Below are 14,986 nucleotides of genomic sequence, written 5' to 3'. Positions count from 1 at the left end.
GCCGGGTTCCGATTCTAGCCGGCCGAGCCGCGCATGCCCGAGAGGGCCGCGACGGCGAACGGGCCGGCGCTGGACGAGCGCAGGACGTTGGGGCTCAAAAGCACCGTACGCCCTCCGATCCGCTCGAAGGACTCGATCTCTTCTTGCGTCAGGCCGCCCTCCGGGCCGACGACGATCCACAGGTTCTTCGAGCCCTGCAACCCCGCCCTCGCGATAGGCATGTCGGCTTCCTCGTGGCACACGAGGAGATCGGCGCCTTCGGCCGAGGCTAGCCGAAGCGCCTGCGGCGTCGTGCACACGTCCAGGACCTCGGGAATCCACGACCGCCGCGATTGCTTGGAAGCCGCCAAAACGATCGATTCCCAGCGCCGCCGGGCCTTTTCCTCTTTGCCTTTCCAATTTGCCACGGCCCGCGCGCTCGCCCACGGGACGATGCGCCAGACCCCGTACTCGGTGGCCGTTTCCACCGCCTGGTCGTCACGCGAGCCCTTGGCCAAGGCTTGGAGGAGCGTGATGCGGGGCGACGGCTCCGGCTCGCGCTCGAATCCGAGCACCTCCAGTTCGACTTCCCCCTTCGACACGCCGACGACGGCGCACCGGGCCCTGCCGCCGCGCCCGTCGACGACGTCGATCTCCTCCCCCGGGCTTGCCCTTTTGACCGTCGCAGCGTGGTGGCCTTCCGGTCCCGCCAGGACAAACCGATCGCCGGGCCGGCAAGGCAGCGGGCGGCCGTCGCCGGGCGGCTGACTACGGGAGTCTGCCGGATCGGCGGAGTCGGAGGTCGGGCCGCCGCGTCCGGGCAGCAGCCGCCCCCCGCAGCCTGGAGTCGAGTCCGAGCGCACGCCGACGCCGGGCGCGAGGTAGACCGGACGGGTCATGAGCGAAGCTTGTCCCGGAGCTTGGAGAAGAATCCGCCCTGCTGCTGGACGAGGCGAGCCGCGGGCATCTCCTCTCCCCGCATGCGCGCGAGCTTTTCGAGGAGGCTGCGCTGTGCGTCGTCGAGCTTCGCGGGGGTCTTGACATTGAGGACCACCCTGAGGTCGCCGCGCCCCTCCCTCTGAAGCCGGCCGACGCCCAGCCCCGAAAGCTTGATCGTGTGGCCGGCGTCGGTCCCCTCGGGCACGTCCACCGTCACCGGGCCGTCGAATGTCTCGATCTCAATCGAGCAGCCCAGCGCGCTCGCGGTCATGGGGATCTCGAGCTCGCACACCAGGTCGTCGCCGTCGCGGTGGAAGACCTTGTCCCTGCTCACACGCACCTCGACGAACAGGTCCCCGGGCCCGCCGCCTTCGACGCCCGCCTCGCCTTTCCCGGCGACGCGAATCCGCATGCCGTCCTCGACGCCCGCCGGAATCTGGACGTGGACGGTGCTCGTTCCGCGAACGCGGCCCTGGCCAGAGCAGTCCGCGCACGGCGTGAGGATGACGGTGCCGAAGCCGTGGCAGGTCGGACACGCCATTTGCGTGACCATTTGGCCGAGGATGGAGTTCGCGACCCTTTGCACCGTGCCGGCGCCGTCGCACTCCGAGCAGGTGACGGGCTCGGTTCCGGGCGCGGCCGCCGTCCCGTGGCAGGTTTCGCATTCGACGGCGAGGGTGTGCGTGATGTCTCGTTCGACGCCGAAGACGACGTCGCGCAGGGACAGCGTCACGGTCACAAGGGAATCTTGGCCGCGCCTTCCCCTGGAGGCCGGGCCGCGGGCGGCGCCGGCCATTCCGCCGAAGAAGGTCTCGAAAATGTCGGCGAAGCCGCCGAAGCCCCCGGCCGAGCCGCCGCCGCGCAGGGCGTCCGTGCCGCCGAGGTCGTACATTCTCCTCGACTCGGCGTCGGAAAGGACGTCGTAGGCCTCGTTGACCGCCTTGAACTCGTCGACTTTTTCGGGGCCTGCGACGTCTGGGTGAAGCCTGCGCGCACGCTTGCGGTAGGCCTTCTTGATCTCCTCCTGCGAGGCGGAGCGGGAAACACCGAGAATTTGATAGTAATCAGCCAATTTTTCTTACTTCTTTAGCGGTTGCTGAGGATGTCGGACAGGTACCGGGAGATGGCGTACACGGCGGACATCGTTCCGGGGTAGTCCATGCGCGTCGGGCCCACGACCCCCACGCGCGCCACCGATTGGTCGGCGACGTCGTAAGTCGAGGAGACGACGGACGCTTCCGCCAGCTCCTCGTATCGGTTCTCCTCTCCGATCGACACCGAGACGCCGTCCTGCATGGCGGCGAGGAGGCGCAGAAGGACGACCTGCTCTTCAAGCAGATCCAGAACCGGCGAGATCGAATTGGCGAAGTCGAAGGAATGCCGCGAGAGGTTGGCGGCGCCCGCCATGACTATGCGCTCCTCGCCGTCCGCGCGCAAGGCGTCGAGGATGGCGCGGCCCACGGCTTCGGCGACGGGCCGCAGCCGTTCCGGCGACTCGGCCAGGAGCGCCTCCAGGGACGGAGCGATGTCGGCCAGGCGCAGGCCCGCCAACTGGGCGTTGAAACGCCTGCCTAGATCGGCGAGGTCGTCCGCATCAACCTCGGCTTCCATCCTGAGGCTTCGCTGCTCCACCCTGCCAGCATCCGTCACGATGAGGAGAATGACGTATCGGACGCCGACGGCGACGACCTCGACGTGGCGCAGCGACACCCGTTGGAGCGAGGGGTATTGGACGACGGCGACCTGCCGGGTGACTTGGGCCAACGCGCGCACGGCGCGCTCGACGACGTCGTCGAGATCGACGGCGCCATCGAGCAGCTTCCGCATCGCCCGGCGTTCGGAGGGCGACAAAGGCTTGATGGACTGGAGCGAATCGACGAACTGGCGGTATCCCTGGTCGGTCGGCACACGTCCGGCCGACGTGTGGGGCCGATGGATGAGGCCGGCCTCCTCCAAGGCCGCCATGTCGTTGCGTATCGTCGCCGGCGAGACGCCGAGGTCGTAGCGTTCGACGATGCTGCGCGAGCCGACGGGCTCGCGTGTGGACACGTAATCGCGCACGATGGCCTCGAGGACCTTCGCGCGGCGTTCGCTGCTGCCCATGCTCGCCTCCTCTCCGTCGGCTTCTGCCTTCACTGGGCCACTTGACAGCATATAGCACTCGACTCGCGAGAGTGCCAATTCTACGCTGAGGGCGTTTGCCGGCATAACCTTGAGCGATGAGCTCTTCATTCGACCGCTACGGCAACGACGTTCTCAGTTCCAATCCCCACCGGCGCGGGGACTTCGCGCACAACCCGGAGTCGCGGCCGGTCGAGGCGCGCCGCGGGCTCGTCGTCGAGGACGTCGACACGGGCTTCGTCGGCGAAATCGTGCGCGTGGGCAAGGTCGCAGGCCAATGGCAGGTCGAGCTCGAAGGGCGCAAGGGCGTGCGCCGGTCTTTCCCGCTGGGCCGCGGATTCTGGATCGACGGGCGCCCCGTGGAGCTCGTCCGGCCGCAGGCGAAGGCTCCGGCGGGCAGAGCCCGCACCGCCTCGGGCTCCTTCCACGTCAGCGCCAGGGCGCGCACGGCCCGCGAGTCGCGCATCTGGGTCGAGGGCAAGCACGACGCCGAGCTGGTCGCCAAAATCTGGGGCGCGGACCTCGCCCTCGAAGGCGTCGTCGTCGAGGAGCTTCGGGGAGTCGACCGGCTCGAAGAGCGCCTGGCGGAATTCTCCCCGTCGCCGACGAGGAGGGCCGGGGTGCTCGTCGACCACCTCGTGCGAGGCTCGAAGGAGCAGCGGATCGCCGAGCGCTTTTCCGCGGTTCCCGGCGTCCTCATCCTCGGCCACCCGTACGTTGACGTGTGGCAGGCGGTGCGTCCGTCGGTTCTGGGGCTGCGCGAGTGGCCGGAGGTTCCCCGCGGGGAGGACATCAAGGTCGGCACGCTCAAGCGTTTGGGATGGCCGCACGCCGACGCCGAAGACGTCGGCCTTGGCTGGGCGCGGATACTGGAGAAGGTGACGACGTACAAGGACTTGGAGCCGAGCCTGCTCGGGCGCATAGAAGAGCTCATCGACTTCGTGACCGAGGGCTCGGCGGAGTGACTCGGCGGCGCAACCCGGCGGTCCTCGCAGGCCATGCCATCGCCGCCGCCCGCAAACCGGCGGCCCTTGCAGGCCAGGCCATCGCCGCCCGCAAATCCGGCGGCCCTTGCAAGCAGGGTCCTGGCACAATGGTGACGTGACAACGCCTCCAGACGACCCCCGTTCAGCCCGGGATCCAGAGCCTTTGGGGCAAGCAGAGGCCTCGCTCCTCGCCGACGAGCGATACTTCCGCCGCCGCGGGCTTCCCACTCTCATCGAAGACTATTCCGCCACCGAAGACGTTCTGACGCGCGCCTGGCCCTGGCTCGGCATCCTTTTCGCGATCCAGGTGACACGCTCTCTTGCGACGTCGTGGAAGCCGGGGCTGGCGGCGATCGTGCTGGTGGCGTCGGTGGCCGCCGTGCTCGCGGTATGGATCGGCGGCAACCGCCGCGGGGGCCGTTCGCTTTTCTCCGCTCCGGCAAGGGTCGGCTGGTGGAGCGCGGCGGTGTTCGTCGTCGTGCCCTCGCTCATGCGAATCAACTCCGCCGTGGGAGTCTACCCGGCGCTTCGGCACGTCGCCTTCAACGTCTGCGTCTGCGCCTTCGTCGTCGGCGTCATCGGATGGGGCCTCGCCCAGACGCTGGCCTGGGCCCTGTTGAAGATTCTGTCCGACCTGTGGGACCAGCTGGTCATCGTCTTCCGGCAGACGGCGGCGATTTTCCTCTTCTGCTTCCTCATCTTCTTCACCCAGGAGTTCTGGCAGTTCGTCACGTTTTCGAGCTACCGCCGGATCGAGCTGCTCCTCCAGCTGCTCGGCGCGATCGCGATTTTGACGGTCCTCGTGGGCGCTCCGCGGTTCATCGCTTCGCTGCAGAAGGCCCTTCTGGAAGAAGACGAACGGCTCACCCGGCTTCAGCGTTCGAATCTCACGATCCTCTTCATCGTGCGGCAGCTGCTCCAGCTCGCCCTCATTTTCGTAGTTTCGGCCGCCCTCTTCGCCACGGTCTCAGTTCTCACGATAAGCAGCGAAATGTACAAGACATGGGATCTCCGCCCTGAAACGATCGACGCCTTCGTCTACGACGGCGAGACGTATCTCCTCACTGATTCCGGCCTCTACATCGCCTTGCTCTTGGCCCTCGTCGCCACCGTCAACTTCGCCGTGGCGACGATGAGCTCCTCGGAGGGGCGGGAGATTTTCCTCGAGGGGGTCGAAGACGAGGTGGGAGAGGTCTTCCGTCGACGCCGGAGGTACCTCGCCAAGCGAAAGGAGCTGGCCTCCCGCGGGGTGTCGGTTTAGGAAGCGGCCTTCTGCAGGCTCGGTGTGCCTTCTCGTCGATCTCCTGTGGCGCGGCCGATGGCTAACCCTCCAGGTCTTCCCACAGGCGCCTGGTAACGGCGTCGGCGAGAAGCCTGCCGCGCAGCGTGAGGACGATGCGGCCCGCGACGGCGGCCCGGCCGTCGAGGAGGCCGTCGGCGACGAGGCCAGCTGTCGTCTCTGCTCGGACGAACCGGGGGATCTCGATGCCCTCGCGCATGCGGACGCCGAGCATGACGGCCTCGTCGGCGATCTCGGACGCCATGAGGACCTCGCGCGCCGCCGCCGGGCTCTCCCCCGCGGCGACCCGCCGGGCGTAGGCCAGGGGATGCTTGACGTTCCAAAAGCGCGTCCCGTTGATGTGCGAATGCGCGCCCGGGCCGTAGCCCCACCAGTTTCCGCCGCCCCAGTACACCCGATTGTGGCGGCATTCGCGCCCGCCGCGGGCCCAATTCGATATCTCATACCAGCGGTATCCGGCCGCCTCGAAGGCTTCGTCTGCGGCCTCGTATTTATCCGCTAGCTCGTCCGGGTCGGGAAGCTGGATGACGCCTCGTGCGGCCTGCGCGCCCATCTTGGTTCCCGGCTCAACCGTCAGCGCGTAGGCGCTCAGGTGATCCGGCTCAAGCGCGATCGCCGCCTCTATCGACCGCCGCCACTGCCCCATCGTCTCGCCCGGGGCGCCGTAGATGAGATCGACGGACACATCGAGCCCTGCCTCGCGCGCCCAGCCGACCGCGCGCCCGACCTGCCCGGGCGTATGCCTCCGGTCGAGCGTCGTAAGCACCGATTCGACGGCCGACTGCATGCCGAAGGAGACCCTTGTGAAGCCGGCGTCGGCAAGCCGAAAAAGGCCCTCGCGATCCACCGACTCGGGATTCGCCTCGGTGGTGGCCTCCGCCCCCTCGCGCAGGCCGAAAGCGGCGTTGAGGGCCGCCAGCACCGAGCCCAGCTGCTTTGGGGCGAGCATCGTGGGCGTCCCGCCGCCGAAAAACACGGTGTCAATAAGCGGAGCGGCCTCACCGCCCCGAAGGACGCCGCGGCTCAGGGCGATCTCCCGCACCAGGGATTCGGGGAAGTCCGACGTCGAAGCCCCCGGCCCGAAGTCGAGGTTGGTGTACGTGTTGAAATCGCAGTACCCGCATCTGACAGCGCAAAACGGTACGTGGACGTACGCGCTCAGCCCGCCGGAGACGTCCGGGTTCGGCAGGGCGCCGTCCTTCGGCGCCTCTTCTCCGTCGGGAAGGTCAGCCACGGCGGAAAGTCAGATCGTGAATCGTGCGGCCGGCCTCGACTCCCCGCCGTTCGAAGCGCGTCATGATGCGTTCGTCCCACCTCGGGGCGAAGCCGCCGCGGGCGGGCTCACGGTCGTTCGGATCGGGCCGTTCCCCCGCGTGGAGGTTGACGAAGGAGTCGTTTGCCTCGAGCTCGTCGCGCATCTGCCAGGCGTAGTCGTCCCAATCCGTCGCGAGCCGCCACAGGCCGCCGACTTCCAGGATCTTCGCCGCCTCCGCGATGAACGGTCCCGCGATCAGGCGGCGCTTGCGATGGCGGGATTTGCGCCACGGGTCGGGAAAGAACGTCCACAGCTCGCCGGCCCGGGGAGCCTCCGGGTCGGCGAATATCACGGGCAGGGCCTGCGCGGCGTCGGCCTCGACGATCCGCACGTTCGTCACGCCCTTGCGCACCGCGTTCGCGACGCATCGGGCGACGCCGACGTGCCACGCCTCGAAGGCCAGAATGTTTCGATCGGGATGCTCTTTCGCATAGGAAGTGAGTTGTTCGCCCGATCCGGGCCCTATTTCGACGACGATCGGCGCGTCGTTGCCGAAGGCAGCCAGCAGATCCACTCGCGCATTCGGCGCAATCGTCGTCGGCGAATCGCCCTCGGGCAGGTCGAGGACGTAGAAGGGGCCGTGCTCGTCAAGCACCGCCTGGTACTGGCGCACCATTCGGCCTCCTCGCCGAGAGAAAGACTTGATGCGCGCCGGGCGGCGTGCTTCGGGGTTCGCCGCCGAGCCTTTCAAATCCTCGCCGGCCACGTCATGCATTCCTTCGGCCCGCCACGGCGTTCACATATTTGGCCGCGTAACCTGCAATCGACAGCCGCCCCGCACGCTGACTCTCGAGCAGCGCTTCCGCCCGCTCGACTGTCGGCTCAGCCACCCAATCGGCGATGGTCACCCCGTGTCCGGGGGTCGAGATCACTTCGATCCTGTCCGTCGCTTCGATTTTTCCCGCCTTCAGAACGCGAAAGTACACTCCGTGCCTCCCACGCTGGGAAAACTCCTTGACGAAATGCGGACGTCCCATCCACCTGGCGAACGTCATGCAGGGTGTGCGGGGGCCCGTCGCCTCCATTTCGACCTCGCCCAGCCTTATGCGCGCGCCGAATTCGAAAGCGTCGACGGATCCGTTCACCCTCAGATTCTCACCGAAAAATCCGAACGGAATCTCATGCTTCAAAACCGCCGACCAGTATTCGGCTTCTCCCTGTGCAAAGGCGTACAGCGCCTTGTCGGCTCCCCCGTGATGCTTCCTGTCGGCTTGAATGTCCCCGCGGATTCCGAGCGCGTGTACCGTGACGGGAAAGGACGTGGGCCGCTTGTCGATCGCTGTCACGCCGACGGCGCCGTCGTCGGCGTGGACGTCCGCCATCGCGCATACGGCCTCCACGTCCATGCACGTGCCTTCGGCAATCGCAGGCTCGCTCGCGGCCCGGGTTATCTCGATCGTCTCGACGTCTGGCATCTTCTCCAACCTTCCAGTTCTCGTCTAGCCCGACAAGCGTCTTCTCGCCCGAGCTGACATTTTTCGATCCGCCGCGTTCGGTCCGTTCCGCCCTCCCCCGGGCCCCGTAGAACCCCCTCGGGGAAACGGCCCTGCCGGACGGCACAGGCCGCGCTCATTTCTTCGGAGCGTCCGAGGTGAGCGCGGCCACGAAGGCCTCCTGCGGCACGTCGACGCGGCCAATCGACTTCATCCGCTTCTTTCCCTCTTTCTGCTTTTCCAAAAGTTTGCGCTTGCGGGTGATGTCGCCGCCGTAGCACTTTGCCAAGACGTCCTTGCGCATCGCCCTGATCGTCTCCCGCGCGATGACACGGCTGCCGACGGCGGCCTGAACTGGAATCTCGAACTGCTGGCGGGGAATGAGCTCCTTGAGCTTCTTCGTCATCTCAAGTCCGTAGGAATACGCCTTGTCCTTGTGGACGATCGCCGAGAAGGCGTCGACGACCTCGTGGTTGAGCAGCACATCGACCTTGACGAGATCGGCCTCCTGATCCTCGGCCATGTCGTAGTCGAGGGAGGCGTATCCCTTCGTCCTGCTCTTGAGCTGGTCGAAGAAATCGGTGACGATCTCGGCGAGGGGAAGGATGTAGTGGAGCTCGACCCGCTCGGAGGACAGGTAGTCCATGCCCAGCATCGTGCCGCGGCGCTGCTGGCAGAGCTCCATGATCGTCCCCGTGTAGTCCGAGGGCGTGAGCACCGTGGCCCGCACCGTCGGCTCGAAGATCTGTTTGATCTTCCCCTCGGGGAACTCCGAAGGGTTCGTCACGACCACCTCCTCGCCGCCCTCGGTCACCACCCGGTAAACAACCGACGGCGCGGTGGCGATGATGTCGATACCGAATTCGCGTTCCACGCGTTCCCGCACGATCTCCAAATGCAGCAGTCCCAGGAACCCGCATCGGAAGCCGAAGCCGAGGGCCACCGAGTTCTCGGGCTCGTATGACAGGGCGGCGTCGTTCAGTTTGAGCTTGTCCAGAGCGTCTCGCAGGTCCGGGTAGTCCGATCCGTCGATCGGATAGACGCCGGAGAACACCATGGGCTTGGGATCCTGGTAGCCGTCGAGCGGCCTCTCCGCCGGGGATTTGGCGGCGGTCACGGTGTCGCCCACCCGGGATTGGCGCACGTCTTTGACGCCCGTGATGAGGTAGCCGACCTCGCCCGCGGCCAGGCCCTCGGTCGGCGTGGGCTCGGGCGAAATGACGCCGATCTCGAGGAGCTCGTGCGTCGCGCCCGTCGACATCATCTGGATGCGCTCGCGCGGAGCGAGCCTGCCGTCCTTGACGCGGATGTACGTGACGACGCCGCGATAGGTGTCGTAGACGGAATCGAAGATCATGGCGCGGGTCGGGCCGCCCGCATCGCCCTCGGGGGCGGGAACCTCGGCGACGATCCTGTTGAGCAGATCGGCCACGCCCAAGCCGGTCTTCCCCGACACGGCAAGGCATTCGCCGGGGTCGACGCCGATGAGCGAGGCGAGCTCCTCCGCGTACTTCTCGGGCTGGGCCGAGGGAAGGTCGATCTTGTTGAGCACGGGGATGATCGCAAGGTCGTTGTCGAGCGCCATGTACAGGTTGGCGAGGGTCTGCGCCTCGATTCCCTGGGTCGCATCGACGAGGAGGACCGCCCCTTCGCACGCGGCGAGCGAGCGGTTGACCTCGTAGGAGAAGTCGACGTGCCCGGGAGTGTCGATCATGTTCAGGGCATAGGCTTGGCCGTCGACGATCCACGGCAGGCGGACCGCCTGGGATTTGATCGTGATCCCCCGCTCGCGCTCGATGTCCATGCGGTCGAGGTACTGGTCTCGCATGACGCGCTCGTCGACGATCCCCGTCAGCTGGAGCATCCTGTCGGCCAGCGTCGACTTGCCGTGGTCGATGTGGGCGATGATGCAGAAATTGCGGATGCGCGTCGGCGCCGTCGAAGCGGGGGCGATCTCGCTGGGAAGGGATGCGGGCACAGTGCTCCTTTGTCGAACAGTCTCCACCAGTGTAGTGCTCGTCGGCCTTCGCCAGGCCTCGCAACGTGGGAGCGATGTGTGAGTTTTGCCGAGGCGCCCGGAATCCGTCCCGACTCGCGAGTTCTGCCGGGAAGCGGCCGGCTGCCCCGAGAACGGACGGCCCGCCTTCGGAAACGACCCGCCTTCGGAATTCGTCCCTGCGCGGAACCGCCGGCCCGCCTGCAGGAGATTCCAATCGAATGGCCGGACAATGGTTTTATGTTCCTCACACCCGGTTCGTTGAAAGACCTCTTGCCGTTCATCGAGCGGATCACCCGCGGGCCCGGCCGCACCCTGGTCGGCAACGCCCTCGTCGTCAACGGGCTCCTCGTCGCGCTCGTCTTCGCCCTCGGCGGCGACGCCGGCACGTTCCTCAGGGCCTTGCTCGGCGCAGTCTCCGCGTTTGGCCTGGTCTCGGCGCTTGTCTTCGCCTGGCGCCGCAAGAGGCTCAAGGACGCCGTCGACCGCTGGCAGGAAAGTTCGGGCCAGGTTGTCGCGTCCGCTTCGGATTCCCGGCCCGAGGGAGCCGAAAGAAGGACCGACGAAGGCGACTCCCCTTCCCAGGAGATCGTCGTCATCGATCAGAGCGGACGGCGGGAATCGTCGGCGCCGCCTCCCAAGGACGCCTTCGCGGACTCCGAAGAGACGATCGAGCGCGACCGCCTGCACGACGCCGCGGCCGAGGCCGCCCAGCTGCGCGAAACGTGGATGCCGCGCATCGAGGCAGCCCAGCGCTCGGCGATCGCCGCCGCGGGAGGGCTCGTCAATGCGCCCTATCTCAAAGACGACCTGCGGGTTACCCTCCTGTCCGGAATCTTCACCCTCCTGTCGATTCCTTTGGGAGTCTTCTTCACGTTCGTGGCGTTTTTGACCCTCGTCTTCTAGGCCGCGACCCGGAGTCCCCGGGCGCAGCCCTCCCCGGCGGCCAATCGTGTGGCACGATAGGCTCATGGCACTTTCACAGAAACTCCTTAGCCAAAACGAGAGGATCATCCTTCACATGCACGAGCATGTGAAGCGGCTGATCCCGAATATCGCGGCTGGAATCGTCATGATCGTCCTCGCCGTCGCGGGGTTTGTCTACATGCCCGACAGCTGGAAGCCCGCCGGAACATGGACGCTGCTCGTCCTACTTCTTGTCGGCCTCGTGGTTTTCGTCGGCTGGCCGTGGTTGAAATGGATCACCGATACGTACACGGTGACCAATCGCAGAATCATCACCCGCAGGGGAATCTTCACGAAAACGGGACATGACATCCCCCTCAGCCGCATTTCCAACGTCGCCTACGAACGCGATCTCATCGACCGCTTCTTTAAAGCGGGAACCTTGGAGTTGCAGACGTCGGCAGACGAACCCCTCTATCTTCGCGACGTCCCCAACGCCGAGCAGGTGCACGTCATGCTCACAAATCTTCTTTTCGCCAAGGATGAGGCGGCTCCGGCAGTCGAAGCGGACGAAATCCATCCCGACGGAGCCTCGAACGTCTGATGGCGATTCCGCGTTTCCTCAAGGAACTGGCGGCGGGCCTCTTCGAATCGCTGACCTCGAAATCGACGTCGCGCAAATCGTCCGAGCCGCGAAACGAGCACGGCGGACAAGGCAGGCGTGCCGACAAACGCCGGGAAGACGGCGTCGGCGAATCGGCGGCTCGCGACGCACGGGCGGAAGCGAACGGGCAGGGCCAAAAGCGCGGGAGGGATTCCACGGCTGGCCGCGCCTCAACGGACCCCCGCCATGCCGGGCGGGGGCGACGCGCCGAGGCCGCACGTCACTCGGGCGAGACCCTGGTCGTGCACTCGCTTTCCGAGCTCCCAAGGATCGGCGAGGCCCCAAAGGTCTACTCCGTTCCGGACCTCGGTCTGCCCGAATTCGACTATTCTCCCCGGGAGGACGACTTCCCCGATCCGGGCGAAGTGGTGTGGACGTGGGTTCCCTACGAAGAAGACCGAAGCCAGGGCAAGGATCGCCCGGTTTTGGTGCTGGCCGAGATTGAGCGATGCATCGTATTCGCCCAGCTGACCTCGAAGGACCACGACCGCGACGCCGAGCAAGAGGCGCGAAACGGGCGTTTTTGGATCGACGTCGGCTCGGGCGGATGGGATTCCAAGGGACGTCCGTCCGAGGCGCGAATCGACAGGCTTCTGTGCGTTGCCCCGGAGCAGATGCGGCGCGAGGGCGGAAGCCTCGATGAAGCGCGGTTCACACAAGTTGTGGCTGCCATACGCCGCTTTCATCGATAGCTTCTGATAAACTACCCGATGGACTTTACACCGGTCGGGTGATGGGTCCCGCCGACGGCGCTCTCCGGGGAATGCTTCTCGAGTCTCGTCGAAGGCGGATTCCTCGCCGACCATGACGATCTATCGCCGACGGCGATTGAGTTGAAAGTAGAACACGTGGCAAACATCAAGTCGCAGAAGAAGCGCATTCTCACGAATGAGAAGCGCCGCCTCCGCAACAAGGCCGTCAAGTCGGAGCTGAAGACCTACGTGCGCAAGACGCGCAAGGCCGTCGCCGCCGGCGACGTCGAGACCGCCCAGGCGGCGTTGCGGGTGGCCACCCGGAAGCTCGACAAGGCGGTTTCCAAGGGCGTCATTCACAAGAACCAGGCGGCCAACCGCAAGTCAAAGCTCGCGGTGCAGGTCGCCAGGCTGGCCAAGTAGCAAGCTGACTAAACAGCCGGCATCAGAGCAATCGACGAGGGGCAGCGGTTTTCGCTGCCCCTGTCATTTGTTTCCGTCATTTTTCCCAACGGAAGCATCGCGCTGCCAGAGCCCCGCACAGCACGCCCATTCCGATCAGCGAGGCTGCGGAACCCCAGTGTTGGATCCAGCCGTCGCCTTCCCACAGGCCCTTCGTCAGAAAGGTCAGCTGCGTGAGCGGGGAGAATCTCGCAACAGCGGCGACTCCCTCGGGAAGCTGAGAAAGGGGAACCGCCGCGCCCGAAAGGAAAATGAGGGGGTAAACGAGGATGTTCCCTATCCCCTGCGCCGCGCCTTGGGAGGGCAAAAGCCCCGCCAACAGGTATCCCAGCGCCATGAACGAGCACAGCCCGAGCGCCGTGGCCAGAAGGACGTTCGCCACTTCCAGAGAGTCGGCGCCGACGCCGAATCCCACGATCGCCACCGCGTAAAGGCAGGCTATCGACAGCAAGCTCAGGACGACGCGAACAGTCAAATCGGCCGACATGTAGACTGCCGGGCGAAGCGGCGTCGCGCGGAACCTCCTGAGAACTCCTGTCTCTCGCTGCGTCACGAGATCGACGGGAAGGATGATGATCGCCGCGATGGCGATGACGATGCAGGGGAAAGCCGTGACGTTCGCGTCAAGGAAGCCCTGGCCGCCGAACTCTTTCTTCGGGTCGTTCCCGAATATGAGTCCCATGATCAGCATGAACGCCGGAGCGAAGGCGATCATGAACACGACGTTCGCCGGCTCGCGCAGCGTGCGCAGGGCCGTGGTCTTGAGAACTTTTGTGAAGACGCGCATGTCAGTTCCCCTCCCTCATCGCGCGGCCCGTCAGGGCGAGAAAGACGTCTTCAAGAGAGGCTTTCGACGTTTCAATCTCTTCGACCGCCGCCCCCGCGCCCTCTATGGCGCGAACGGCCTCGCCGGGGAATCCGCCGGCGGAATGAAGCCTCACGGTCAGGCCGTCGATCGATGCATTCGAGATTCCGGCGATGTTCGCGAGCGTTTCGGGTCTGACCGGCCGGTCGGTCTTCAGGGTCACGAGGCTCGCGCCGCCGAGCCCGGCGACGAGGCCTGCGACGGTGTCTAGCGCGATGATCCGTCCGCGATCGACGATCGCGACCCTGTCGCACAAGGCCTCCGCTTCCTCCATGTAATGGGTGGTCATGACCACCGTGCACCCGGCGTCCCGGATCGAGCGGACCACGTCCCACATCGCCAGCCGCGCCTGCGGGTCCAACGCCGTTGTCAGTTCGTCGAGAAAGACGATCTCCGGCCGGCTCACCAGCGCGAGCGCGATCGACACCCGCTGGCGCTGGCCTCCCGAGAGCTTCTCTACATAGGAGCCTTTCTTGCCGGACAGTCCGAGCTCGGCGATGAGCTCGTCGGCTTCCCTGGGATCTTCATAGAAGGATCCGAACAGGTCAATGACCTCGCCGACTTTGATTTTCGTCGGCAAAGCCGAGGACTGGAGTTGGACTCCCACCCGCGCCCGCCACGAGCGGTCGGCGACGTCCGGATCGGCGCCGAGGACCCGCGCGGCGCCCGAGGTCCGCCGCTGGAGCCCTTCCAGGCATTCCATGAGGGTCGTTTTTCCGGCTCCGTTGGGGCCGATGATTCCGAAGATCTCGCGATCGGCGACGTCGAAGGAGACGTCGTCGACGGCGACGAGATCGTCGAACTTTTTCGTCAGGGATTCGACGGCCACCGCCGGCGCGCCCGTTGGGCCACGTACATCGGTTGAAATGCGCGCGCTCATCGTGAATCGCCGCCGTCGTCTGCGACCTTCCCGGCGACGTCGCCTGGATGCTCGCCCGCGTTGTCGTCCGCGTTTTCGCCGTCGGGCGGCATCACCCCCGGGAGCATCGATCGGACCAGTTTCGCCACGGGATTGTCTTGTTTGCTCAAAAGGAGTTCGAGCGGGATGAGCGCGATGCCTTCGTTCGGGTCGGTCAGAACGACTAGCTGCGCTCCCGCCTCAATTCTCAGGTCCCTGCGCGCCTTGGCAGGAATGGCGACTTGACCGCGCTGGCCGACCGTCACCACCCCGTGAAAGCCGCGGCCCCCGGGCCCGTAAGAGCTCGTATTGACAGGACTCATAACAGTTCTTTCTTTTGTGTCTTCACTTATGCGGATTTCCCTGCCGTGCGGATCGCCCGCCGCCGGGGAGGCTTGCGACTCTACGTTGCAGTGACTCTCCCGCAGCG

The 14,986-nt window shown here is 66.0% G+C and carries 16 protein-coding genes; 6 read left to right on the top strand and 10 right to left on the bottom strand.

Annotated features, from left to right (window positions below; all coding sequences use genetic code 11):
• Positions 1-14: 14 nt before the first annotated feature.
• From A4H34_RS06880 to hrcA, 3 genes are read right to left on the bottom strand one after another with little or no spacing between them, the layout of a single operon-like run.
• A complete protein-coding gene (locus A4H34_RS06880; protein WP_082903100.1) occupies positions 15-878 on the bottom strand; it encodes a 16S rRNA (uracil(1498)-N(3))-methyltransferase in 864 nt (287 codons plus the stop codon).
• A complete protein-coding gene (dnaJ, locus tag A4H34_RS06875) occupies positions 875-1,990 on the bottom strand; it encodes a molecular chaperone DnaJ (protein WP_064231480.1) in 1,116 nt (371 codons plus the stop codon). The genes A4H34_RS06880 and dnaJ overlap by 4 nt, the downstream gene beginning before the upstream one ends.
• A 14-nt stretch (positions 1,991-2,004) precedes the next feature.
• Positions 2,005-3,021 carry a heat-inducible transcriptional repressor HrcA gene (gene hrcA, locus A4H34_RS06870; protein ID WP_064231725.1) on the bottom strand — a complete coding sequence of 339 codons (1,017 nt, stop codon included), beginning with the start codon at positions 3,019-3,021 and terminating at the stop codon, positions 2,005-2,007.
• A gap of 116 nt (positions 3,022-3,137) precedes the next feature.
• On the opposite strand from hrcA, the gene A4H34_RS06865 reads away from it, so the two are divergent.
• Together A4H34_RS06865 and A4H34_RS06860 are read left to right on the top strand one after the other, a co-directional pair.
• Complete coding sequence (locus A4H34_RS06865; RefSeq protein WP_064231479.1) at positions 3,138-4,004, top strand: DUF3097 family protein; 867 nt, start codon at positions 3,138-3,140, stop codon at positions 4,002-4,004.
• A 136-nt stretch (positions 4,005-4,140) separates the two neighbouring features.
• Complete coding sequence (locus tag A4H34_RS06860; RefSeq protein ID WP_156510284.1) at positions 4,141-5,286, top strand: hypothetical protein; 1,146 nt, start codon at positions 4,141-4,143, stop codon at positions 5,284-5,286.
• A gap of 61 nt (positions 5,287-5,347) precedes the next feature.
• Here A4H34_RS06860 and hemW read toward each other — a convergent pair whose 3' ends face one another.
• The 4 genes from hemW to lepA all read right to left on the bottom strand — a co-directional run bounded on the left by hemW (position 5,348) and on the right by lepA (position 10,051).
• Entirely contained in the window at positions 5,348-6,559 is a 1,212-nt protein-coding gene (gene hemW / locus A4H34_RS06855) for a radical SAM family heme chaperone HemW (RefSeq protein WP_064231477.1), read from the bottom strand.
• The gene (gene trmB / locus A4H34_RS06850) at positions 6,552-7,355 is read right to left on the bottom strand and encodes a tRNA (guanosine(46)-N7)-methyltransferase TrmB (RefSeq protein ID WP_064231476.1); all 804 of its coding nucleotides are present in this window, start codon (positions 7,353-7,355) and stop codon (positions 6,552-6,554) included. The genes hemW and trmB overlap by 8 nt, the downstream gene beginning before the upstream one ends.
• On the bottom strand, positions 7,348-8,055 hold the full coding sequence (locus A4H34_RS06845) for an MOSC domain-containing protein (protein ID WP_082903099.1): 708 nt from the start codon (positions 8,053-8,055) through the stop codon (positions 7,348-7,350). The genes trmB and A4H34_RS06845 overlap by 8 nt, the downstream gene beginning before the upstream one ends.
• 154 nt (positions 8,056-8,209) lie before the next feature.
• Positions 8,210-10,051 (bottom strand): translation elongation factor 4, encoded by a 1,842-nt coding sequence (gene lepA / locus A4H34_RS06840; RefSeq protein ID WP_009198846.1) that lies wholly within the window; start codon positions 10,049-10,051, stop codon positions 8,210-8,212.
• 258 nt (positions 10,052-10,309) lie between these two features.
• On the opposite strand from lepA, the gene A4H34_RS06835 reads away from it, so the two are divergent.
• The 4 genes from A4H34_RS06835 to rpsT all read left to right on the top strand — a co-directional run bounded on the left by A4H34_RS06835 (position 10,310) and on the right by rpsT (position 12,754).
• Positions 10,310-10,975: a hypothetical protein gene (locus A4H34_RS06835; protein WP_064231475.1), complete on the top strand. Its 666-nt coding sequence runs from the start codon at positions 10,310-10,312 to the stop codon at positions 10,973-10,975.
• Positions 10,976-11,039: 64 nt separating this feature from the next.
• Positions 11,040-11,579 carry a PH domain-containing protein gene (locus A4H34_RS06830; RefSeq protein WP_009198848.1) on the top strand — a complete coding sequence of 180 codons (540 nt, stop codon included), beginning with the start codon at positions 11,040-11,042 and terminating at the stop codon, positions 11,577-11,579.
• Complete coding sequence (locus A4H34_RS06825; protein ID WP_009198849.1) at positions 11,579-12,331, top strand: type II toxin-antitoxin system PemK/MazF family toxin; 753 nt, start codon at positions 11,579-11,581, stop codon at positions 12,329-12,331. The genes A4H34_RS06830 and A4H34_RS06825 overlap by 1 nt, the downstream gene beginning before the upstream one ends.
• A gap of 156 nt (positions 12,332-12,487) precedes the next feature.
• Entirely contained in the window at positions 12,488-12,754 is a 267-nt protein-coding gene (rpsT, locus tag A4H34_RS06820) for a 30S ribosomal protein S20 (RefSeq protein WP_009198851.1), read from the top strand.
• Positions 12,755-12,830: 76 nt separating this feature from the next.
• Here the strand turns inward: rpsT and A4H34_RS06815 are convergent, their stop codons facing one another.
• From A4H34_RS06815 to A4H34_RS06805, 3 genes are read right to left on the bottom strand one after another with little or no spacing between them, the layout of a single operon-like run.
• Positions 12,831-13,580 (bottom strand): ABC transporter permease, encoded by a 750-nt coding sequence (locus A4H34_RS06815; RefSeq protein ID WP_064231474.1) that lies wholly within the window; start codon positions 13,578-13,580, stop codon positions 12,831-12,833.
• 1 nt (position 13,581) lies between these two features.
• Entirely contained in the window at positions 13,582-14,538 is a 957-nt protein-coding gene (locus A4H34_RS06810) for an ABC transporter ATP-binding protein (protein WP_064231473.1), read from the bottom strand.
• On the bottom strand, positions 14,535-14,879 hold the full coding sequence (locus A4H34_RS06805; protein ID WP_064231472.1) for an AbrB/MazE/SpoVT family DNA-binding domain-containing protein: 345 nt from the start codon (positions 14,877-14,879) through the stop codon (positions 14,535-14,537). The genes A4H34_RS06810 and A4H34_RS06805 overlap by 4 nt, the downstream gene beginning before the upstream one ends.
• Positions 14,880-14,986 lie beyond the last annotated feature (107 nt).

Source organism: Peptidiphaga gingivicola, assembly GCF_001652275.1.
Lineage (GTDB): Bacteria > Actinomycetota > Actinomycetes > Actinomycetales > Actinomycetaceae > Peptidiphaga > Peptidiphaga gingivicola.
The sequence above is the reverse complement of the archived record's forward strand: the minus strand, read 5'-3'. Positions and strand labels throughout refer to the sequence as shown.